The 21345-nt window shown below is 56.8% G+C and carries 21 protein-coding genes; 6 read left to right on the top strand and 15 right to left on the bottom strand.

What is annotated here, in order from left to right; all coding sequences use genetic code 11:
• Window positions 1-8 precede the first annotated feature (8 nt).
• The 7 genes from tssG to KHO07_RS00365 form a co-directional block, all read right to left on the bottom strand.
• Window positions 9-1016 carry a type VI secretion system baseplate subunit TssG gene (gene tssG / locus KHO07_RS00395; RefSeq protein WP_212626210.1) on the bottom strand — a complete coding sequence of 336 codons (1008 nt, stop codon included), beginning with the start codon at window positions 1014-1016 and terminating at the stop codon, window positions 9-11.
• The gene (gene tssF / locus KHO07_RS00390; RefSeq protein WP_212626209.1) at window positions 980-2767 is read right to left on the bottom strand and encodes a type VI secretion system baseplate subunit TssF; all 1788 of its coding nucleotides are present in this window, start codon (window positions 2765-2767) and stop codon (window positions 980-982) included. Before tssF ends, tssG begins: the two co-directional genes overlap by 37 nt.
• Before the next feature lie 15 nt (window positions 2768-2782).
• A complete protein-coding gene (tssE, locus tag KHO07_RS00385) occupies window positions 2783-3193 on the bottom strand; it encodes a type VI secretion system baseplate subunit TssE (protein WP_212626208.1) in 411 nt (136 codons plus the stop codon).
• Between the two features lie 13 nt (window positions 3194-3206).
• A complete protein-coding gene (gene tssC / locus KHO07_RS00380) occupies window positions 3207-4682 on the bottom strand; it encodes a type VI secretion system contractile sheath large subunit (RefSeq protein WP_212626207.1) in 1476 nt (491 codons plus the stop codon).
• A gap of 26 nt (window positions 4683-4708) precedes the next feature.
• Entirely contained in the window at window positions 4709-5209 is a 501-nt protein-coding gene (gene tssB, locus KHO07_RS00375) for a type VI secretion system contractile sheath small subunit (protein ID WP_212626206.1), read from the bottom strand.
• A gap of 32 nt (window positions 5210-5241) precedes the next feature.
• Window positions 5242-6798: a type VI secretion system protein TssA gene (tssA, locus tag KHO07_RS00370; RefSeq protein WP_212626205.1), complete on the bottom strand. Its 1557-nt coding sequence runs from the start codon at window positions 6796-6798 to the stop codon at window positions 5242-5244.
• 557 nt (window positions 6799-7355) lie between these two features.
• Complete coding sequence (locus KHO07_RS00365; RefSeq protein WP_212626204.1) at window positions 7356-7730, bottom strand: DUF6124 family protein; 375 nt, start codon at window positions 7728-7730, stop codon at window positions 7356-7358.
• Window positions 7731-8225: 495 nt separating this feature from the next.
• Here KHO07_RS00365 and KHO07_RS00360 point away from each other — a divergent pair, with 495 nt between their 5' ends.
• The 5 genes from KHO07_RS00360 to KHO07_RS00340 all read left to right on the top strand — a co-directional run bounded on the left by KHO07_RS00360 (window position 8226) and on the right by KHO07_RS00340 (window position 12190).
• Window positions 8226-8621, top strand: coding sequence for a DUF6124 family protein (locus KHO07_RS00360; protein ID WP_212626203.1), 396 nt, complete (start codon window positions 8226-8228; stop codon window positions 8619-8621).
• A 243-nt stretch (window positions 8622-8864) separates the two neighbouring features.
• Window positions 8865-10214 carry a DUF6861 domain-containing protein gene (locus KHO07_RS00355; protein WP_212626202.1) on the top strand — a complete coding sequence of 450 codons (1350 nt, stop codon included), beginning with the start codon at window positions 8865-8867 and terminating at the stop codon, window positions 10212-10214.
• A gap of 19 nt (window positions 10215-10233) precedes the next feature.
• The gene (locus KHO07_RS00350) at window positions 10234-10851 is read left to right on the top strand and encodes a GAD-like domain-containing protein (protein ID WP_212626201.1); all 618 of its coding nucleotides are present in this window, start codon (window positions 10234-10236) and stop codon (window positions 10849-10851) included.
• Between the two features lie 54 nt (window positions 10852-10905).
• Window positions 10906-11523: a GAD-like domain-containing protein gene (locus KHO07_RS00345; protein WP_150733996.1), complete on the top strand. Its 618-nt coding sequence runs from the start codon at window positions 10906-10908 to the stop codon at window positions 11521-11523.
• A 49-nt stretch (window positions 11524-11572) separates the two neighbouring features.
• Window positions 11573-12190 (top strand): GAD-like domain-containing protein, encoded by a 618-nt coding sequence (locus KHO07_RS00340; RefSeq protein ID WP_212626200.1) that lies wholly within the window; start codon window positions 11573-11575, stop codon window positions 12188-12190.
• A gap of 57 nt (window positions 12191-12247) precedes the next feature.
• On the opposite strand, the gene KHO07_RS00335 is transcribed toward KHO07_RS00340, so the two are convergent.
• The 4 genes from KHO07_RS00335 to KHO07_RS00320 all read right to left on the bottom strand — a co-directional run bounded on the left by KHO07_RS00335 (window position 12248) and on the right by KHO07_RS00320 (window position 16096).
• A protein-coding gene (locus KHO07_RS00335; RefSeq protein WP_212624898.1) for an IS3 family transposase occupies window positions 12248-13470 on the bottom strand; the annotation gives its coding sequence in 2 pieces (ribosomal slippage) (window positions 12248-13119 and window positions 13119-13470; 1224 coding nt in all).
• A gap of 110 nt (window positions 13471-13580) precedes the next feature.
• Window positions 13581-14354, bottom strand: a complete 774-nt coding sequence (locus tag KHO07_RS00330) for a MetQ/NlpA family ABC transporter substrate-binding protein (protein WP_212626199.1) — start codon at window positions 14352-14354, stop codon at window positions 13581-13583.
• A 60-nt stretch (window positions 14355-14414) separates the two neighbouring features.
• Entirely contained in the window at window positions 14415-15089 is a 675-nt protein-coding gene (locus KHO07_RS00325; RefSeq protein ID WP_075946886.1) for a methionine ABC transporter permease, read from the bottom strand.
• A complete protein-coding gene (locus tag KHO07_RS00320) occupies window positions 15089-16096 on the bottom strand; it encodes a methionine ABC transporter ATP-binding protein (protein ID WP_150733992.1) in 1008 nt (335 codons plus the stop codon). Before KHO07_RS00320 ends, KHO07_RS00325 begins: the two co-directional genes overlap by 1 nt.
• Window positions 16097-16304: 208 nt before the next feature.
• Between KHO07_RS00320 and katE the strand changes: the two genes are divergently transcribed.
• A complete protein-coding gene (gene katE / locus KHO07_RS00315) occupies window positions 16305-18443 on the top strand; it encodes a catalase HPII (protein WP_244858260.1) in 2139 nt (712 codons plus the stop codon).
• Between the two features lie 40 nt (window positions 18444-18483).
• Here katE and KHO07_RS00310 read toward each other — a convergent pair whose 3' ends face one another.
• From KHO07_RS00310 to zur, 4 genes are read right to left on the bottom strand one after another with little or no spacing between them, the layout of a single operon-like run.
• On the bottom strand, window positions 18484-19200 hold the full coding sequence (locus KHO07_RS00310; RefSeq protein WP_212626197.1) for a PA5502 family lipoprotein: 717 nt from the start codon (window positions 19198-19200) through the stop codon (window positions 18484-18486).
• 37 nt (window positions 19201-19237) lie between these two features.
• Window positions 19238-20026, bottom strand: a complete 789-nt coding sequence (gene znuB / locus KHO07_RS00305; RefSeq protein ID WP_150733989.1) for a zinc ABC transporter permease subunit ZnuB — start codon at window positions 20024-20026, stop codon at window positions 19238-19240.
• A complete protein-coding gene (gene znuC, locus KHO07_RS00300; RefSeq protein ID WP_212626196.1) occupies window positions 20019-20804 on the bottom strand; it encodes a zinc ABC transporter ATP-binding protein ZnuC in 786 nt (261 codons plus the stop codon). The genes znuB and znuC overlap by 8 nt, the downstream gene beginning before the upstream one ends.
• Window positions 20804-21286 (bottom strand): zinc uptake transcriptional repressor Zur, encoded by a 483-nt coding sequence (gene zur / locus KHO07_RS00295; protein WP_075946891.1) that lies wholly within the window; start codon window positions 21284-21286, stop codon window positions 20804-20806. The genes znuC and zur overlap by 1 nt, the downstream gene beginning before the upstream one ends.
• Window positions 21287-21345 lie beyond the last annotated feature (59 nt).

The raw sequence follows: 21345 nt of genomic DNA, 5'->3' as shown, positions 1-21345 counted from the left end.
TCTCGTCCTTAATGAATACTGCTGCTCAGCGTCACTTGACCGTCGGCGTGCTCGCGCCCCAACCAACTGGTCCAACCCAAGCGGCAGGCGCTCTGCTCACCCATGCGCAATTCGTGAATCTCTTCCTGGCGCAGGAGCAGTCGAATGTCGTAATCGAGTGGATCTCGCAGGGTGAACCGAACCAGTGCGCACAGTGGTTGATAGCCGAAGCCAATCGGCAGGAATTCATGGAAGCGTTCCCAGTCGAGCGCACGGATATGAATCCGGAATTTGCCGCCGCGATCACGAACGTATTCGCCTAGCACCAGATCCTCGCCAAGCTTGCTGTTGGCACGACCCAGGCGATTGCGTTGCTCATCCAGAATGTCGACGCGACGCTCAACGCACTGCTCGATGAATATCTCGGCGTGCTTGAAGTAGTAACGCAGCACCGCCTCGATCAACGCTGCCGAGTGGGCGCGCAAACTCAGGAGTCCGAGGTACGGCAAAAGACGTTTCCAGTTCAGTTCGCCAGCCTTGCGGATCTCTTCTCCACCCAAGCCGATCAGGGCAAAGAGTTGCGCCGAGAAAGGGTCGATGGCGCCACTCTTGAAGCCGGCGCGGTACCGGTATTTTCGCCATATCGGCAGCATCAATCGCTGCAGGCGATGGTGAAACAGATCGAGAAAACTGCGGGTCAGATTGCCGTCTTCGTTGTCACCCAAGGCTTGCTCGGCGTAGAACGCGGGCAGTGGTGACCCAGAACCCACCAGGCTGATCAGGTTGAAACGAAGTCGGGCGCGCAGTTGCCCGTGTTCCTCAAAAAACTCCACGCGATCAACGTCGCTACCGGGGAAACCAAAGCTCGGATTGGCCTGGAACTCCAATTGGTCGTACAGATCGTCTTCGCTCATGCCGGGGTGCGCCTCGCGCAGCCGATCAACGACTGCCAGCACAGCCTGGAACAGCGAGTACTCGCGTATGACTCGACTCAACCCACTCAAAGGAGGGGCTGCAGACCCATGCGGGGTAGCCATTGGTACACCTCTCCCTGTGTGCTGATTACCCGCAACTCGTGGTACGAATTGAGGCTGGCATAAAGCGCAAAAAACTCGTTGAGTACCGATGCGAAGACAAATAAATCGCCCTCGCCGATATACCCCTGCGGATCGACGATCAGTTCCGTACGCAACCCCCGGACCGGTAATCCTCGGTGCAGTCTGTCGACGTGCTGGTGCTTGATTGACTTCAGCCCACCGAGCAGCCGCTTGCTGACTTTCTCCGCATGCTGGTCGTAGTGGCGGGGCAAGTCGTAGGTTTCGAGAATCACCTTCAGCGCGTTGACGTCCGCCAGCGAAAGGTAGTTGAGCGACATGTTGCTGATCAGCTTCCAGAGGAAGTCCCGATTGAGCGGTGGCGCGAAACAGGCGGTGACAGGCGTGATGTTGCGAAAGCTCAAACACTCCGGCGTCCGCTCACAAGCCTGATTGATGTCACCGAGCTTCAGCTTGCGCGCAAGGTTCTGGTTGGTGCAGACCAGCTCAATCGACAGGGTTTCCTGCATGTCGACGGCTTGGGTGCCAAAGCTCAGGTAAGTGTCGAGGCCGTCGTGCAACAAGGACGAGCGCTGGCGAACGCTGTAATGCGCTCGGTGGGTCGGTACATCGAAACTCGGATCATGTTCAAACGACTCGAACGGCACATACTGCCGATACCCCAGACCACCCGGCCTCCAGCCTGTAACGGTCTCGACAGAGAACACGCCACAGTTTTCCTGGTTGTACCGGGCAGGCAACAGCAGGTACTCATCCTGCTTGCCGTCAAGTCGTATGGGCAGCGCATCGTGCTTGAACAGGTTTGCGATTGGCGTGCAGTAAAGCTTCACGTTATCGAGGGTCGGACGCAGGCGCTGCAGGGCGCTTTTGCGAATATCGAAGCGCAACTCCATTCCCCGCACCTGCTTGATGCTTTCTTCGGGCAAGGTCTTGAGCAGGTCGAGACCCTTGATATCGACGAACAAAAACTTGTCCTGAAAAGCGAAGTACTCCTGCAGGTATCGATAGCCGCGGAAGGTATTCAGCGGGTATGGCATCAAGGCTTCATCTTCAGCAAAGCCCACCGGTCGCACACATTCGTCCGGCAACTGAAATGCCACTGGTAGATCATTCACCCCGATAAGCGGCTCACCCCTGCCATCCAGCGGGATCAGCTCGGCACCTTGCAGATTCCGCAACAGGCTCAGGTACAGCGCTTGGCTGATGTAGCGTTCACCCGCGAAGTGCAGGCGCAGGTGGCGTAACTGCAACTCGCCAAGATGACCGTCAGCGGTCATTTCCAGTCGCAGGCTCAACAGCGAACCATCACCTTTGACCGAGTGGCTCAACGCGACAAGATCCAGCGCTGACACCTCGGTGGCATAGCACGTACGGAAACGGCAACGCTCTCCTTCGATCGGCACGCTCTCCACCGGCGTGTCGCGTGCAACCGTCAACGCAGGCTCCGAACGCGTCAAAGGGGCGAACTGCAACATGCTGAAAGCCGGAACCGGCCGCATATAGTTGGGCCACAGCAGGTGCATCAACGAATGGCTCAGCTCCGGCAATTCGTCATCAAGCTTTTGGCGCAAACGTCCGGTCAGAAACGCAAAGCCTTCCAGCAAACGCTCCACGTCGGGATCTTGCCCGGTTTGTCCCAGATAGGAGGACAACGCCGGACTGCGCTCGGCCAATCGACGGCCCAACTGGCGAAGTGCGGTGAGCTCACTTTGGTAGTAATGGTTAAACGACATGGCGAGCTCCGAATGTCATGCGCTCACCATGACCTGACCATTGCCATCCACGCGGGCGGCAAAACTGACCTGACGCTTGAACCCGTGGACTTCCAGCAGGCCTTCAATGCAGAAGGACAAACGAAGCGGATCTTCTTGCTGCAATCGAGGATGAACACGCACATTGCTCAATCGCGGCTCGTAGGCCTCGATAAAACGTTCGATGAACAAACGCGCGCGGCTCAAGGAATCGTGCAGGCTCAGACGCATGTCATTGAGGTCCGGCAATCCGTAATCTGCCAGCGTCTGCACACTGCCTGCACGGGTGCTGAGCATCTTGGCCAGATGGGCAGCCACAGACGCCATGGCAGAGTTTTCGAGGCTCCAGCCATCACGTTTGCTTGCATCGCCATTCAGGCGTTCGAAGAGGCTGCCGTATCCGGCCATGGGTCAACTCCGCTTACTCTTTGTCCAGTTTGCCAACCAGAGAAAGGGTGAAATCGGCCCCCATGTACTTGAAGTGCGGGCGCACGTTGAGGCTGACGCGGTACCAACCTGGCTCGCCGTCGACATCGCTGACGGTGATTTGAGCCGCCCGCAACGGTCGCCGGCCACGAACCTCGGCACTCGGGTTTTCCTGGTCGGCAACGTACTGGCGAATCCACTTATTGAGCTCCAGCTCAAGGTCGGTGCGTTCTTTCCACGACCCCAGTTGCTCGCGCTGCAGAACCTTCAAATAGTGGGCCAGCCGATTGACGATCATCATGTAGGGCAGTTGAGTGCCGAGCTTGTAGTTCAGCTCGGCAACCTTGCCTTCGGCGCTGATACCGAAGTGCTTGGGCCTCTGCACGGAACTGGCGGAAAAGAAGGCTGCATTGTCACTGCCCTTGCGCATCGTCAGCGCAATGAACCCCTCCTCGGCCAGCTCGAACTCACGGCGGTCAGACACCAAGACTTCGGTGGGAATCTTGGTTTCGATTTCGCCCATGCTTTCGAAATGGTGCAACGGCAGATCTTCAACCGCACCGCCGCTCTGCGGACCGACAATGTTCGGGCACCAGCGAAATTTCGCAAAGCTGTCGGTCAGCCGGGTGCCGAATGCAAAAGCCGTATTGCCCCACAAATAGTGCTCATGACTGTCAGCAACGGTTTCCTTGTAGACGAACGATTTGACCGGGTTTTCTTCCGGGTCATACGGATTACGCAGAAGGAAGCGTGGCACGGTCAGGCCCATGTAGCGGGCGTCCTCTGACTGGCGGAAGCTCTGCCATTTGGCGAACTGCGGGCCTTCAAAATGATCCTTCAGGTCTTTCAGGTCCGGCAGGCCGGTGAAGCTGTCCAGGCCGAAGAATTCCGGACCGGCCGAAGCAATGAACGGCGCATGGGACATGCACGCCACGCTGGATACGTACTGCATCAACTTCACATCCGGTGAGCTGGGGGACATGAAGTAATTGGCGATGATTGCGCCGACGGGCTGGCCACCGAACTGGCCGTACTCCGCGGTGTAGATGTGTTTGTAGAGGCCGGCTTGCATCACTTCCGGTGAATCTTCGAAATCGTCCAGCAGGTCCGCTTGGGAAACGTTGAGGATTTCGATCTTGATGTTCTCGCGAAAGTTGGTGCGATCAACCAACAATTGCAAACCACGCCACGAAGACTCCAAAGACTGGAAATCCGGGTGGTGGAGAATTTCATCCATTTGTTGGCCAAGCCTGGCATCGATCTCGGCAATCATCCGGTCGACCATGGCCTTTTTAACCGGCTCACCGCTGTTCTTCGGCTTGAGCAGCTCCTCGATAAACGCCGACACGCCGCGCTTGGCAATGTCATAGGCCTCGTCGTCCGGGCTCAGGCGGGTTTCGGCAATGATGCTGTCGAGGATGCTGTATTCGCGATTCTCGGTGCTTTGCTGGTGTGCTGCATTCGTACTCATGTTGGCTTCCTTGGCGGCAGGTGAGCTCAGGCTCGCTCGGTGGTGGCATCCAGTCCCAGCTCGCCCAATACGCGGCTACGGGATTCGTCGTCGGCAAGAACACCTTCGATGGCATTACGGAATGCAGGCGCGTTACCAAGCGGGCCCTTGAGGGCCACCAGTGCGTTACGCAGTTCCATCAGTTTTTTCATTTCAGGCACTTGCTCGACCAGACTGGCCGGATTGAAGTCTTTCATCGAGCCGATGCGCAGACCCACGGCCAACTCTTCAGCACCCTCCTCCTGAAGCCGGTTCGGCACGCTCAAGGTGACCTGCAGTTCCTGCTTTGCGAGCACTTCGTCGAAAGTCATCTTGTCGATGCTGATCGGTTTGCGATCCTCGACTTTTCGCTCGTCCTTGCGCTGGGTGTAGTCCCCGATTGCCAACAATTTGAGCGGCAATTCGATCTCTTCCTGAGCGCCACCGGTGGCGGGCTTGAACGTGACGTTGATGCGTTCCTTGGGGGCTACCGAGCCTTCTTTGGCCATGGCTATTCTCCTTGCGGTTGTGGCCCGGGGGCCTAGTCGAGTACCACTTCAAGATCGAGGTGGCACAACCTGCGATAAATCTCTTCCTTGCATTCACGAATCGCGTGGCTCTGCGGCAATAACTCGCAGCAGCTATGCAGCAGCTGCAACACTTGCAGCGCAAGGTCCGGCTCCCACGTGTGCAGGCCTGCATCGCGTAATGTCTGGTCGAGGGTTTCAAGTTGGGTCTTGGCCAATTCGAACTTGCGGGCCATGAAGCACAAGCGCGCGAGGGCGAGCTGCCAGAAAAAACACGCTCGTGCGCCATGGGCGGTCTGCAGGCCTTGCTTGAGAACTTGCACGGCGGCTTTAAGACCGTCCTGGCGCAGGACAGGCTGGACGTCTTCGAGCGCCCGCTCCCAGGCCGGGAGGGCGTGGTGGCTTTCTAACGTCTGAGGTTCAACGGGATTTTGCAGATGCGGCATGACATGGGCATCGATCCACATCCGGGTGGCCGGGTCAGCGAAAGGAACACCATCATGGAAGCGCAACTCGAGGATGGCGGGCAGCCGCTGAATCAACAGCGAGAATTGAACTTCCACCTCACGCATCGCCATGTCTGCGCCCAGCGCCTGAAGACACTCCCAAACCATTCGCTGACCATCAAACCAGAATGGCGCCTTCGCCAGGCTGCCCTCGAGTTCCACCAGTAAATCTGCGTACTTGGCCAGAGCGTAGCGCTCCTGGAAGAGTTGCAGTCTCTCGGGAGGCAGCCCGCGCAGCGCGGTAATCTGCTCGGCGTTACGCTCGGGCAACATCTCGACCGGCAGCCAGAGCAGCGTACGATTGAGGCGTAACGCGCGCACATCGGTGGCCTTGCTTTTTAACCACCAGGCGCACAGTCGCCGCGCACTCTCCTGCTGAGTGCGCAATGCTTTATGCGCATCTTTTTCGTTATCGATAGATGTGTCGGGATTGAATAGTTGCGTGGCAGCCTGTTTCACCTGAGCCACCGCGGATTCCACGACGCTTAATGCCGGTTGATCTTCGACCACCCGTTGCACCAGGCTTTTCAGGCGGCGGGAAACAGGAAGCAAGAGCGGTGCTTCGTCGCCCAGATGGCGGGTGCAAATGGCATCAAGACCTTCCAGGTGTTCCAGCAAACACCGGAACAAAGGCAACTGCTCTTTGATCGCAATGCTTTCGTTCAGTACTTGTTCAAGTCGTGGAACCAACCAACCGATGGCCGCAGCTCGGGTCCGGGCCTTGAGCGGATACATGTCCAGCCAATGGTTGGCGCACAGGTAATGCAGCAATCCCAAACCGGCCAGCAACCCCGCAAAGGACTCGCGCTGATAAAGCGCCCAAGTCAGCCAGGCGCCAACCCGTAGATCCCTGGACTGGGTGCGAAGGAGGCGTTCGCTGATTTCGAGGACTTTCAGCCAGTCGGTCTGTCCGCGCTCGTGCAAGGATCGGGCTTTGCCCAACTCACACTCCAAGTCCTCGTATTCACTCGAATAGCGAGCGTCCTCTCCCACAAATTTATGCTGGGAGACAGGCGTCTTTGCGAGATCCAGATAGTGTTCCGAAAGTTTGCTGGAGTAATTCATACAAACTTACAACTTGCGACAGAGAAGTATCTCGCAGCTATTAATTCGATATCTGCATGTCTGGACAAGATGCGCTCGACTCCCTTCTAAGCAAAAAAACATCCACTCGAGGAATCGAAATCTATCTGGCGTCGGTATCAACGTATGTAGGAAGGATCTTCAAATTTGTGCGACCGATCCGGCGGCTATGTAGGGCAACAAAGAACCACACGGAACAGCCTAAAAACACCTCGCCTCTGCGCAATAACTTGCGCAATACGTTGTAAGCGTATTTCAGCAATGGTCACTGGGAGGAGTCGTTCATGAATGAGAGAAATGTCAGGGAGACACTCCAATGTATGTGGGGCAAATCGAGCCCACGTGTCGCGAGATCAAACCGAATCACTTGAGAGATGGGTTACCGGGGAGGAGCCTGGTATCGCACGCACTTCAACGAACCCGCTCCCTCCCTCCCGCTCGCTCATTCTCCGTCGGACCAACAGCGTCAGGTCTGCCTTCATTGAGGCCGGGTAGCACACCAAAGGATTCTTGGCAGAGGCCGGTATTTTAGGGGAGGTTTACGAATTGCGAGTCGAGCCAACATTATCGAGCACTCGACTCACTGCCAACTCACTTAGCATGATGACCTGTTGAAGTGCCAACATCGCCTTACGGCTAACCCCTTCCAAACCCCCGGCAAACTCACTGGCCATCGCACCTGCCGACGCCAGCGATTCGCAGGCGTGGGCTAATAACGTTTCATTGTCCACATCGGGCGCAACTACAAAAATACTACCGGGAGCCTGCATTGCAGCTGATTTTGCTGGTATCGGTTTCAGGTAAAAATCGAGAGCTCGATCAACGGCATCGTGACGTTCCTTTGTAGAACCGGCGACGTATGGAGCAGTGCTTTCCACTTGTGATCCGGCGTGTGACTCGGTGTCTTTGGGCATAGTGAATATCCATAAGATGTTTGGAGACATCACGCTAACTGTCACGCTTCCGACCGCCAACCCTAAAAAGACGTCGGAGGCTTCCTCAATTTTCGGGACGATTTCATCGCTCTAAACACCATTCCTACTCCGAGCAAACGCAACTTAACAAGGGCTGTTTAACATCCCTCAAAGTTACTTCATGAAAGCTACAAAACCTTGTGCCGTTGCCTACAGGTACGCCAGAATCCGCCGGCTTGTGCGCCTTAACCTTGGCCTCTATCGTTTCCCTGCCACTGCCCATCAGTGGTCAGGTTTAGTCGCCTGAGGTTGTTAGTAAGCTGCACAGCGTTCCGTTCAGTCAGATATTCGTATCTGTATTTAATGGTGACTGTGCGCAGGGCGCTCTCGGGCGCGCCGGTTTTGCTAACTCCCCCGGTCGACTAACCTGCGTACAGCCGCCACCCTTTCGTTTAGTCGCGAAGTGGTTGAGGCAATATTTCGGAGTTTGCAGACATGTTCAAAGTTACGCCGAATCCGCCGGATACCGATCCGATATCACCTTACGAATCCCCAGATTCCACCAAGCTCCACGAAGCCGCCGAACGCGCCCTCGACCATCATTTCCCTCCAGCCGAAAAGAAAACTCCCAAACACAACGGTCAACTCTTCAGTGTTTGCCCCGGCATACATTCCGAAGCCCTACTCGCCAACGCCTCAGAAGACCTGCTGTCAATCAGCGCCATCGCCGCAGATCTCGCCGATGATGTGGACGGTTCTCGCCGCTCTGTGGCCTTGGCAATCAGTCGCATGGCCGACGGGGTGCATTTGTTGGTCGAGCGAGTACTTGATCATCTGGAAGATCCGGAAATGGCGGCGATACTCGCCAAGCAACACAGCCTGACCCGCTAACTCATCTAGCAGTCAACAACCCCGATCGGTGTGTTCTTCACCTTCGGGGTTTTTCTCGTTCCGGCGCCCGGCACACAGTTGGGAGCACAAAACCCAACACAGTTAACTTCCCTGTTTCCGCAACGCGTGTAGGACGCGTCCGATTTGATCTTTTGGGTCATGCGGCCCCCCTGTGCCTCGGTCCTTTGCCCACGTACAACTTGATGCGTGCATCCAAGGAGCGAATTGTCAGGGAGACAATTGATGTTTTTATGGCACAGGGTGCCCACGTGGCACGAGATAGAAAACCGCATCACTCGAGAGATGGGTTACCAGGGAGGCGCCCGGTATCGCACTCACTTCAACGAACCCGCGCCCTCCGTCTCGCTCAATATCCGTCGGGTCAATTGCGTCAGGTCTGCCTTCATCGAGGCTGAGTGGGAAGCGGCTCGCTTATTGAGACAACGCTTCGCTGACATCGATATCGCCAGCATCCTTAACGAGCTGATCGAAGTCGTCGCTCAAATGGCAATGATCGTTGCCGGCAGTGTATTGATCGGTGGAGCCATCGGCGCAGGGACCGGTGCATTTCTCGGTGGAGCAGGCGCCATTCCCATGGGTGCGGCTGGCGCTGCGATGGGCTTGCAAGTCAGCACGTGGATATTGGGCATTCTGGGCCTGACGTCCGTTGCCGAGTTCTTCACCGAAGGCTTGCCACGCATTGGCGACTACTACTGGCGTGGCATCCACATCGCGTGGAACGGCCCACGCAGTGAGGGCGGTTTAGACCCGTTCAGGCCGGATGATTCCACTGCCCGATACAGCGCCGCCCAAGAGATTGCACGAGGCCATGTGGAGGTTGTTGTCCTGCTGCTGGGCGCCATCGTGGCTTACCTCACCCGTGGTCGAGGCAATGCGGGCGTCCTTGCCCAGGAGATGCGCGCCAGCCCCAAAGGCGCGCGGTTAGGCGAATGGATGCTCAAGCACGAAGACGCCCTGAAAAAGCGCCCCGACCTGCAAACCTCAGCACCGCGCCGAGGCGCTCTGAGCCATCAGGACCCTGCACCACCGCCGAATCACCCACCGGGCAAAGACAAAAACCCGCCCCGTGACAAGCCAAACGCGATGCCGCTTCATAAAGTCGAATGCTTCAAAGCGGACAAGCTGCCAGCGTCTAAAATCGGAGAATTCGAACGGCAGTTGAAGGGACAGGAGGACGGGCTGAATCGGCTGACGGTTGATGAGTATTTGGAGAATATTGCTAATCCGGTGAAGCGGAGTAAAACAGCCGCTCGGCAAGCCCGAGAGGCTCTAGAAGCAAACCTGCAAAAGCGTTTCCAAGGTGAGTTTTCGCAAACATTGGACCCATTCGACGCAGAAGATGCGGCCATCAAAAAAGCCAAAGAAACAATGTCAAATCTTGCAGGACTGCATAATCCCGATTTGAGCGCTGGTGGGAAGGATATCATCGCGGACTTTGGTGATCGTCAAGTCAACTCCAGTATCGGGCCGCAGTGGAGGCCGAAAATCGCTAACCTGAAGGCTGCGGCTGAAAGCGTTCCTCCATCCATGCGAGGGTCAACCTTCCTCAATGTGAAACTGCATAAGTGTTAATTAATTAAGGACGTTTGACGTGGATAAAGTATTTGCCCGTTTTATAGAAAAATTTGGAGAACCGATTGATCGGCAGGAGGTGCCTGTATCAAGCATCGAGCGTTACCGGGGCAAGCTGCCCACTCAATTGCTGGAGTACTGGGCCGAGCACGGGTGGTGCGGCTATGGTGAGGGAGTTTTCTGGCTCGTGAACCCGCAGGAGTATGAGGGGGTTGTAGCATCTTGGATTGAAGGAACTAAATTTGAAGCGCTGGATAATTATTATCTCATCGCACGCAGTGCCTTTGGTCACATGCATCTTTGGGGTAAAAAAACGGGTGCTTCGCTCACAATCACAAGTTGCCTTTCACGATATACAACCCATACCTCGATTTTTTCAGGGGAACAGTTGAATAAAGAGTTGCAAAACTTTCTTCTTTCCACGGAAGTTAGATACAACAATTATGGCGACTTTTTTAAACCAGCGATGAAAAAGCTCGGCCCCCTGCGTCATGATGAAATGTACGGCTTCGTTCCAGCCCTAATGTTCGGCGGCCCGGATACCCTCGATCATCTTGAAAAAGTGAAGGCGGTGGAACATTTAACCCTGCTCTCCCAAATCGCCGAACTCCAGCCCTACAGTTTTTCGGATCTGTAGACGATGGGCTCCGTGGCTCGGCTCGGAGTCGTCAAAGGACTAAGGTGGTACTGAATGGACAAAGTTTTTTCCAGATTTTTAGAGAAATTCGGTGGGGCAATCGATCGGCGGGAAGTGCCGCTTTCTAGCATCGATCGCTACCGAGGCAAACTACCCAATCAGTTATTGGAATATTGGTCAGAGCATGGCTGGTCTGGTTACGGAGACGGGATTTTCTGGATCGTCAATCCTCAGGAATATGAAGGAGTGGTGGCATCCTGGATTGAAGAAACAAAACTAATAGAAAAGGACAATTATCACCTGATTGCTCGTAGCGCCTTTGGTGATTTGTACCTATGGGGCGAGAAAACGGGATCTTCTCTTCAGATAACTAGCTTTCTTTCGCGATTTATTTTTGACAACTGTGAAATTACAAATGAACAAATGGATCGAGAACTCCAAGATTTTTTGTTAACCATGGATGTGGAAACAAATGATTATGACGACCTCTTCATACCAGCAAAGAAAAAACTCGGCCCCCTGCGACACGACGAGATGTACGGCTTCGTTCCAGCGCTGATGCTCGGCGGTCCGGATACCCTTGATCATCTTGAGAAAGTGAAGGCGGTGGAACATCTCACCCTGCTCTCCCAAATCGCCGAACTTCAGCCATACAGTTTTTCGGACCTGTAAAGGTTAGACACGCAATTTACTCGGCTGGGTGAAATTCAAGGGATTTTGAATGGACGAATTTTTTTCCATTTTTTTGGATACGTTTGGTGGACCCATTGATCGGCGAGAAGTACCGACGTCTAGTATTGAACACTACAAAGGCAAGCTGCCTAATCAGTTGCTTGAATACTGGGCGGAACACGGTTGGTGCGGTTATGGCGGCGGTATTTTCTGGATCGTTAATCCACAAGAATACGAGGGTGTGGTGGCATCTTGGATTGAAGGAACTCGTTTTGAAGAGGTTGACACATACCATCTGATTGCTCGGAGCGCCTTTGGCGACTTGTATCTCTGGGGCGAGAAAACCGGATTTTCGCTTAAGATAACCAGCGTACTTTCTCGTGTGGTAGTCAAAAATCTCGAAATCATTAATGACGATATGGACAGAGAACTGCAGGCTTTTCTGCTTTCCAGAAATGTGGACTCCAACGATTATGGCGACCTGTTCATACCAACAAAGAAAAAACTCGGCACCCTCCGCCACGACGAGATGTACGGCTTCGTCCCAGCCCTGATGCTCGGCGGTCCGGATACCCTTGATCATCTTCAGAAAGTAAAGGCGGTGGAACATCTCACCCTGCTGTCCCAAATCGCCGAGCTTCAGCCCTACAGCTTTTCAGACTTCTAAGGCAGGCTACGGCAGATCGGTGTCTAGTCCTGAAATAGGTTTACACCTGTTTCAGCCTCAAAACGCCCGATGCACCGCATCGGGCGTTTTGTATTTCAGCGACAGATGAGGCCGCTCGTTGTTATAGATCTGCACCGACTCGTCCACCATCCGGATGGCCTCTGCAAAATCTTTGGGGCGATACAGCAATAACTCGTTTTTCAAAATCCCGTTCACACGCTCAGCCAATGCGTTTTGGTAGCAGTCGTAGCCATCGGTCATTGAGCAGGTGATGCCGTATTTGGCATGCAGCCGCTGATAAAGCTCGGAGCAGTATTGGGCGCCTCTATCCGAGTGATGCACCAGGCGTTGCTCCGTTGTCCGCTGCCTGAGGGCTTTGTTGAACGCCTGGATCACCGATTCGGTGTGCAAGCTTTCATGGACATGGTGCCCCACGATTTTTCGGGAGTACGCATCGGTGATCAAACTCAGATAAGCCACACCCGTTTGCGTCGGTAAGTAGGTGATGTCCGCAACCCATACTTGCTCTGGCGCCTTGGCGACTACCTGAATAGGCCCATCTTTGAGCAGGTTTGGATGCCGGTGAAAGCGATGATGGCTGTCTGTCGTTTTGTGATAGGCCCGTCTGCGGGGAACCAGTTCGCGCCGATCTCGCAAGATATCGAATAAACGGTCTCGACCAACCTTTACGGACACTTCTGGCTCAGTGCGCATTAGATTGTGAAGTTTTCGGGTGCCAAGGCGCGGCTGCCTAAGTCGCTTTTCCCTCACGAATCCCATCACTTCCTGGGCATGACAGGCCCGGGCATCACACGCCCGGTTGCGCTTGTAATAAGCCTGACGGGAAATCCCCATGAACTGGCAAGCCCTACTGATGCTCAGGCCTTGGATCTGCCCTTGGGAGAGGACTTGCCGGATCGCTTTTTTACGACAGAAACACCGAAGTCGTTCTTCAAAACGTCAACGACGGCTTCGAAAAACTGAGCTTTCTGGTTGGCTTGGGCAAGCTTTTCTTCAAGCTCTTTGATTCGCTGTTCGGGTGTCAGCGGTTTATCGGGCTCATCCATGGAACGGGGTCTCTTGGAGCGAATGGACGCGCCTTGACTCCAGTCCTGCCGACCATGCCTGCGTAACCAGTTCAGTACGGTCGTTTTACCCTGAATGCCATAGCGCTCTTGAGCCTCTTTATAACTCAACTCGCCTTTTTCGACCTGATCGACGACCGACAATTTAAAGGTCAGCGTGTAATCACGCTGACTGCGCCTTTCTCCCGTATTCATTACTCCCTCCTGAGAATGGGTCAGAAGGTGTAAACCTTATTCAGGACGGGACACGGAAACGAAAAAGGGGACGCCTGTAGCGTCCCCTTTTTCGTAGCGCGTGCTTCGGATCAGAACGCCGGCACGACCGCGCCTTTGTACTTCTCAAGAATGAACGCTTTCACTTCCGGGCTGTGCAGTGCAGCCACCAGTTTTTTCATCGCTTCGCTGTCTTTGTCTTCCGGGCGGGCAACGAGGATGTTCACGTATGGCGAGTCGCTGCCTTCAATGACCAGTGCGTCCTTGGCCGGGTCGAGTTTGGCTTCCAGCGCGTAGTTGGTGTTGATCAAGGCCAGGTCGACCTGGGTGAGCACGCGCGGGATGGTGGCGGCTTCCAGTTCACGGAACTTGAGGTTCTTCGGGTTGGCGGTGATGTCCTTGACGGTCGACAGGATGTTGTTCGCATCCTTCAACTGGATCACGCCAGCCTTGGCCAGCAGCAACAGCGCACGACCGCCGTTGGTGGCGTCGTTCGGGATTACAACGGTGGCGGTGCTTGGCAGCTCATCCAGCGTTTTGTATTTGCTGGAGTAAGCACCCAGCGGTTCCAGGTGTACGCCGGCCACGGAAACCAGATTGGTGCCCTTGGCTTTGTTGAACTCATCGAGGTACGGCTGGTGCTGGAAGAAGTTGGCGTCCAGGCGTTTTTCCGCCACCTGCACGTTCGGCTGGATGTAGTCGGTGAAGACCTTCACTTTCAGGTCCACGCCTTCTTTGGCCAGGGCCGGCTTCACGAATTCGAGGATTTCTGCGTGCGGGACCGGCGTGGCCGCGACCGTCAGGGTGTCGGCGGCGTGGGCGGAAAACGCTGCAACGGCAGCGAACGCGACGAGTAGTTTTTTCATTCAGCTAACTCCATGTGAGGCGCCCGTTTGGCGCCTGCCAGCGAATGGCCGGCTCAAGTCTTACTTACGGGAAAAGTGGACGACCAGTTTGTCGCCGACGGTTTGCAGTATTTGAACCAGTACCAGCAGCAGCACCACCGTGACGACCATCACGTCAGTCTGGAAACGCTGGTAGCCGAAACGGATCGCAAGGTCACCCAAGCCACCCGCGCCGACCACACCGGCCATGGCGGTGTAGGACACCAGTGTGATGGCTGTCACCGTAATCGCAGCGTAGATGCCCGGACGGGCTTCCGGCAGCAAGGCGTTGGTGATGATCTGCCGCGTGGTCGCGCCCATGGCCTGTGTCGCTTCGATGATGCCGCGATCGACTTCACGCAGGGCGGTTTCCACCAGTCGCGCGAAGAACGGCGTGGCGCCCACTACCAGCGGCGGGATCGCGCCGGCAACACCGAGCGAGGTGCCGGTGATCAGCACCGTGAACGGGATCATCACGATCAACAGAATAATGAACGGCAGCGAACGCAGGATGTTCACCACCAACGACAGCATCGCGTAGACGCCTCTGGCTTCGAGCAACTGACGCGGGCTGCAGAGGAACAGCAACACACCCAGCGGCAGGCCGAGCAGTACGGTGAACAACAACGAACCGCCAAGCATCAGCAGGGTGTCGCCGGTGGCCAGCCAGATTTCGAACCAGTCGATATTGGCGAAGAAACTTGTCAGGGCTTCCATTAGCGCAGCACCTCCATGTGGACGTCGGCTGCGGTGAAGCGGGCGAAGGCCGCTTCCATGTCACCGCCCGTCACGGCCAGGGTCAGTTGCCCGTAAGGGATGTCTTTGATGCGATCGATGCGACCGGCGAGGATGCTGTAGTCCACACCCGTTTCGCGGGCGACGGTACCCAGCAGCGGCGCGTAGGTCGCTTCGCCCTGGAAGGTCAGACGCACGATGCGACCCGGCACGTGAGCGAAGTCGTCACGCTGTTCGCTTTCGTCGATCTGCTCGTCTTCTTGCACGAAGCGCTTGGTAGTCGGGTGTTTTGGATGCAGGAACACCTCGGCCACCGAGCCTTGCTCGACGATCACGCCAGCGTCCATGACTCCGACCTGATCGCAGACCCGGCGGATCACATCCATTTCATGGGTAATCAGCACGATGGTCAGCTTCAGTTCGCGATTGATCTCGGCCAGCAATTGCAGGACCGACGCGGTGGTCTGCGGGTCCAGGGCGCTGGTGGCTTCATCGCACAGCAGGATTTTTGGCTTGGTCGCCAGGGCGCGGGCAATGCCGACACGCTGCTTCTGGCCACCGGACAACTGCGCCGGGTATTTCCTGGCGTGATCGGACAGACCGACCCGCGCCAGCAACTCAGCCACGCGCTGGTCGATTTCCCCGCGAGACATTTCACCGGCCAGCGTCAGCGGCAGCGCGACGTTGTCGGCAACGGTCTTGGACGCCAGCAGGTTGAAGTGCTGGAAGATCATCCCGACCTGTTGACGGAAACGGCGCAGACCGTTGGCGTCCAGCGCCGTGACTTCTTCGCCATCGACAAAGATCTTGCCGCCACTGGCGTTTTCCAGGCGATTGATCAGACGCAGCAGGGTACTTTTTCCCGCACCGGAATGGCCGATCAGGCCGAAGACCTGACCGTTCTCAATCGTCAGACTGGTCGGATGCAGGGCGGGGATATCCTTACCGGCGACGCGGTAGGTTTTATGGACGTTTTGAAACTCGATCACGTAGCGAACCTTGTGGGGCGCGTTGGAAAAGGGTCAGCGGTTAGCCGGGCGCGCATTTTAGCCTGTCCGTATAGAGGTTCTTAGCATTTATTTCGCATTCATCCAGCGATTTGGCAATAACGCGATCAAAGGTCAGATAAAAGGAACGGCTAAAAACAGCACTAGTCACTACTTAGGCACCCCGAAAATGCCTGAGGAGAGATGCCTGATGAGTACCAAGAAGCCTGCCGCCCCCAAGAGCGCAATGGCCGGGACCGATACCCTGGACCGCAGCAACACCAGCACCAAGCTCGACAGCCTGGAAAATTTTCGCTCCGACGCCACCGGCCAGGCCTTGCGCACTAATCAAGGCGTGAAGGTGGCGGACAATCAAAACACCCTGAAAGCCGGGGCCCGCGGTCCTTCGTTGCTGGAAGATTTCATCATGCGTGAAAAAATCACGCATTTTGACCATGAACGCATTCCCGAGCGCATCGTGCATGCCCGAGGTACCGGCGCTCATGGTTTCTTCCAGACCTACGAGAACCACTCCGTACTGACCAAGGCTGGTTTCCTACAGGATCCTGGCCAGAAAACACCGGTATTCGTACGATTTTCTACCGTGCAGGGTCCTCGTGGGTCAGGCGATACCGTGCGTGATGTACGAGGTTTCGCCGTTAAGTTCTTCACCGACGAAGGCAACTTCGATCTGGTGGGCAACAACATGCCGGTGTTTTTCATTCAGGACGCCGTCAAGTTTCCGGACTTCGTCCACGCGGTCAAACCAGAACCGCACAACGAAATCCCCACCGGCGGCTCGGCCCACGATACGTTTTGGGACTTTGTCAGCCTGGTTCCGGAATCGGCCCACATGGTGATCTGGGCCATGTCCGACCGGGCCATCCCGAAAAGCCTGCGCAGCATGCAGGGCTTCGGTGTGCATACTTTCCGCCTGATCAATGCCGAAGGGAAATCGCGCTTCGTCAAATTCCACTGGCGCCCCACCGCCGGGACTTGTTCGCTGGTGTGGGACGAGGCGCAGAAACTCGCCGGTAAAGACACTGACTACCACCGTCGAGATCTCTGGGAAGCCATCGAGATGGGGGACTACCCGGAATGGGAACTTGGCGTACAGGTAATCGAAGAGGAAAACGAACACGCCTTCGATTTCGACATCCTCGACCCGACCAAGCTGATCCCGGAAGAACTGGTGCCCATTACGCCGCTTGGCAAAATGACGCTCAACCGCAACCCGGACAACTTCTTTGCCGAAACCGAGCAGGTCGCTTTCTGCCCGGGGCATATCGTGCCGGGCATCGATTTTTCCAACGATCCCTTGCTGCAAGGTCGGCTTTTTTCCTACACCGATACGCAGATCAGCCGACTCGGCGGGCCGAACTTTCATGAAATACCGATCAACCGTCCGGTAGCACCGTTTCACAACGGCCAACGGGATGCGCTGCATCGCACCACCATCGATAAGGGCCGTGCAGCCTACGAACCGAATTCCATCGATGGCGGCTGGCCGAAGGAAACGCCGCCCGCCGCACAGGACGGCGGTTTCGAGAGCTATCCGGAGCGCATCGACGCCAACAAGATCCGTCAGCGCAGCGAATCGTTCGGCGACCATTTCTCCCAGGCGCGGCTGTTTTTCCACAGCATGAGCAAACACGAACAGGAGCACATCATTTCGGCCTACAGCTTCGAGCTGGGCAAGGTCGAGCGTGAGTTCATTCGTGCCCGGCAGGTCAATGAAATCCTGGCCAATATCGACCTGGAACTGGCCAAGCGCGTGGCGCAGAACCTTGGGTTGCCTGCGCCGAAGGCCGGGACGGTCGAGGTGCCGAAAATATCCCTGGAGCGCTCGCCGGCCTTGAGCCAGGCCAATTTGCTGCCTGCTGACATCAAAACCCGCAAAGTGGCGATCCTTGCAGCCGATGGTGTGGACGGCGCCGCGATTGATGCGATGAAGAAAGCGCTGGAAGCCGAAGGCGCTCACGCCAAGCTGTTGGGACCGACTTCGGCCCCTGTGAAAACCGCCGACGGTAAGGCGCTGCCAGTGGATGCCTCCATGGAAGGTATGCCTTCAGTGGCGTTCGACGCGGTGTTTGTGCCCGGCGGCGCGGCGTCGATCAAGGCATTGAGTGGTGATGGCGTGGCGCTTCATTACGTGCTGGAAGCCTACAAGCATTTGAAGGCGATTGCCCTGCATGGTGAGGCGAAGCAGTTGCTGGATGTGCTGAAACTGGAGGCAGATGCGGGGTTGATCGTGGGTACGGACGCCAAGTTGTTCAAGGCGTTTTTTGCGGCGATCGGGCAGCATCGGGTTTGGGACAGGGAGCCGAAGGCGAAGGCGATTCCAGCCTAAAAGCAAAAGATCGCAGCCTGCGGCAGGCTGCGATCTTTTTTCAGGGTTTGCGCGGGCTAAGAACCATCTGTGCCGGCACGCTGCGCAGAATCTGCTTTTCGATGTTCAGATCAAACTGCGAATCGAGTTTCTTCACCCGCTTGGTCAGCAAATTGGCTAGCCACGGATAGTCATCGGTACGCGGTGCCTGAACGGTTACGTCACACTGATAATTCACCACATCGGCGGCGATGGCGTCCAGTTGGCGACGCAACTTGCCCATATCGTTGATGTTCAGCGCCACCGTGGTGCTTTCAGCTGTCGGGTCGATGACTTTGGCTTTTGGCATGGCTTCCGCAGCTTTCAGCGCTGCTTCGGCTTTCTCCAGTTCAGCCTTGCGGGCTTCTGCGATAGGGCCGTTGACGCCTCCGGTCAATGCCGGCGCCTTGGGCATCAGCGCGCGGGCGCGGGCCAATGCTGTCGCGGCAGCATTCACGTCACCTTTTTGCAGCACGATCTGGCTACGCAGCAAGTAGGCTTCGGCCAGTTGCCGCTGGTATTGCTCAAGGGACTGGTCGTTGGGGGACTCGGCCTGCAACGCGGCCAATTGACCTTCGGCGGTGGCCAGCTCGCTGCTGGCCAGGCTTTGCTCAAGCTGTGCAATGGCCGTGGCCTGCGCATCCGGGACCTCGGGGGCCGCCGGTGGCGTGCTTTGGCAAGCGCCGAGCAGCAAAGAAAATGCGACAAGGAGCAGATAACGGGAGGCGAACGACTTCATTCCTGCGACTCTCTATTTGCGCAAAAAACGAGCAAGTCTACACCCCTCGACGGGGCAGAACAAAACTCAGCAGAAACAGTGCGGCGGCCGTCACAACAATCGACGGGCCGGCCGGGGTGTCTTTGAACCAGGACAGCGCCAGCCCGCCACACACAGCGAGTATGCCCAGCAGGCTCGCGCCCAGTGCCATCTGTTCCGGTGAACGGGCGTGACGTTGTGCCGCAGCCGCCGGAATGATCAACAACGAAGTAATCAGCAATACGCCGACGATTTTCATCGCCACGGCAATCACCACGGCGATCAGCAACATCAGCGCCATGCGCAACCCCGCCACGGGCAGACCTTCGACCCTGGCCAGTTCCTCATGCACCGTGATCGCCAGCAATGGCCGCCACAAGGCCACCAGCAGGGCCAGCACGGCCGCGCTGCCGCCGAGAATCCAGGCCAGATCGGTCGGACTGATCGCCAGCAAGTCGCCGAACAGATAGGCCATCAGGTCGATCCGCACTTCGTGCATGAAGCTTAGTACCACCAGCCCCAGAGAGAGAGTACTCGGTGCGAGAATTCCCAAAAGCGTGTCGGACGCCAGTGGCTGGCGCTGTTGCAATGTCACCAGCAACACCGCCAACAGCAAGCAGCCTACAGTCACCGCGACGGCCGGGCTGACATCCAGCAGGAAACCCAGCGCCACCCCCAGCAACGCCGCGTGGGACAGGGTGTCGCCGAAATAAGCCATGCGCCGCCAGACCACGAAAGACCCCAACGGGCCCGCGACAACTGCCAGAGCCAGACCTGCAAGCAGGGCGTAGAGCAGAAAATCAGCCATGCTTGCAGCTATCTCCGTGAACATGGTTATGGCCCGACGCGGGCGCCTTGACCACCGAGCCATGCAGATCGTGTGCGTGGTCGTGGTGGTGGTGATAAATCGCCAGGCTCTGTGCGTTTTTTCCGAAAAGCTCGACGAAGGCTGGATCGCCACTGACTTGTTCAGGGTGGCCTGAGCAGCAGACGTGGCGATTGAGGCACACCACCTGGTCAGTGGTGCTCATCACCAGATGCAGGTCGTGGGAAACCATCAACACACCGCAGCCGTGACGGTCACGCAGGCGGGTGATCAGGCTGTAGAGTTCTGCCTGGCCGGCCACATCGACGCCTTGCACCGGCTCGTCAAGCACCAGCAATTCCGGTTCGCGCAACAAAGCGCGAGCCAGCAGTACGCGCTGCATTTCACCGCCGGAAACACTTTGCACCGGGCTGTCGATCACCTGCTCGGCGCCAACTTCCTTGAGCGCGGCCAAGGCCATCGCACGGTCCACGCCCGGCACCAGGCGCAAGAAGCGCAACACCGACAGCGGCAGGGTCGGATCAACATGCAGTTTTTGCGGCATGTAGCCGACCCGCAGTTTCGGCTTGCGCCAGACACTGCCGCTGTCGGGCTTCAACAACCCGAGCACGGCACGCACCAACGTGGTCTTGCCCGCGCCGTTGGGGCCGATCAGGGTGACGATCTGCCCCGGCTCGACGCTCAGCTCGATGTTGTCCAGCACCTGCTGCCCGGCAAACGTAACGGCAACCTGTTCGAGTCGGATCAGCGCGTTGCTCATCAAGCCCCCTGACAACCCGAGCACAGACCGATCACTTCGACGGTCTGGCCCTCAACGACAAACCCCACATCCTGGGCGCTGGCGATAATCGCGTCGCTGATGGATTTCTGCTCGAGCTCAATGGCGGCGTGGCATTCGCGGCAAATCAGGAACTGGCCCTGGTGGGCGTGCTCCGGGTGATTGCAGCCGATGAAGGCGTTCAGGGAAGAGATGCGGTGCACGAGGCCGTTTTCCAGCAGGAAATCCAGCGCGCGGTACACGGTTGGCGGCGCAGCACGGCGACCGTCCTGCTCGCTGAGCACTGCGAGAATGTCGTAGGCGCCCAATGGCTTGTGGCTTTGCCACACCAGCTCCAGCACCCGCCGGCGCAACGCAGTCAGGCGCAAACCCTGACGTGCGCACAAGGCATCGGCCTCAGACAGAGCGCTGTGCACGCAATGAGAGTGGTCGTGGGGACGGCTGGCAATCGGTGTTTTAGGCATGAGCGGCGACGAGTTTTGTGAGAGACGTTATTATGTTACCCGTTCTCGCCTCTTCGAGT

Source organism: Pseudomonas sp. PP3 (assembly GCF_905336995.1).
Taxonomy (GTDB): Bacteria; Pseudomonadota; Gammaproteobacteria; order Pseudomonadales; family Pseudomonadaceae; genus Aquipseudomonas; species Aquipseudomonas reinekei.
This window is presented reverse-complemented; position numbering and strand designations above follow the sequence as displayed.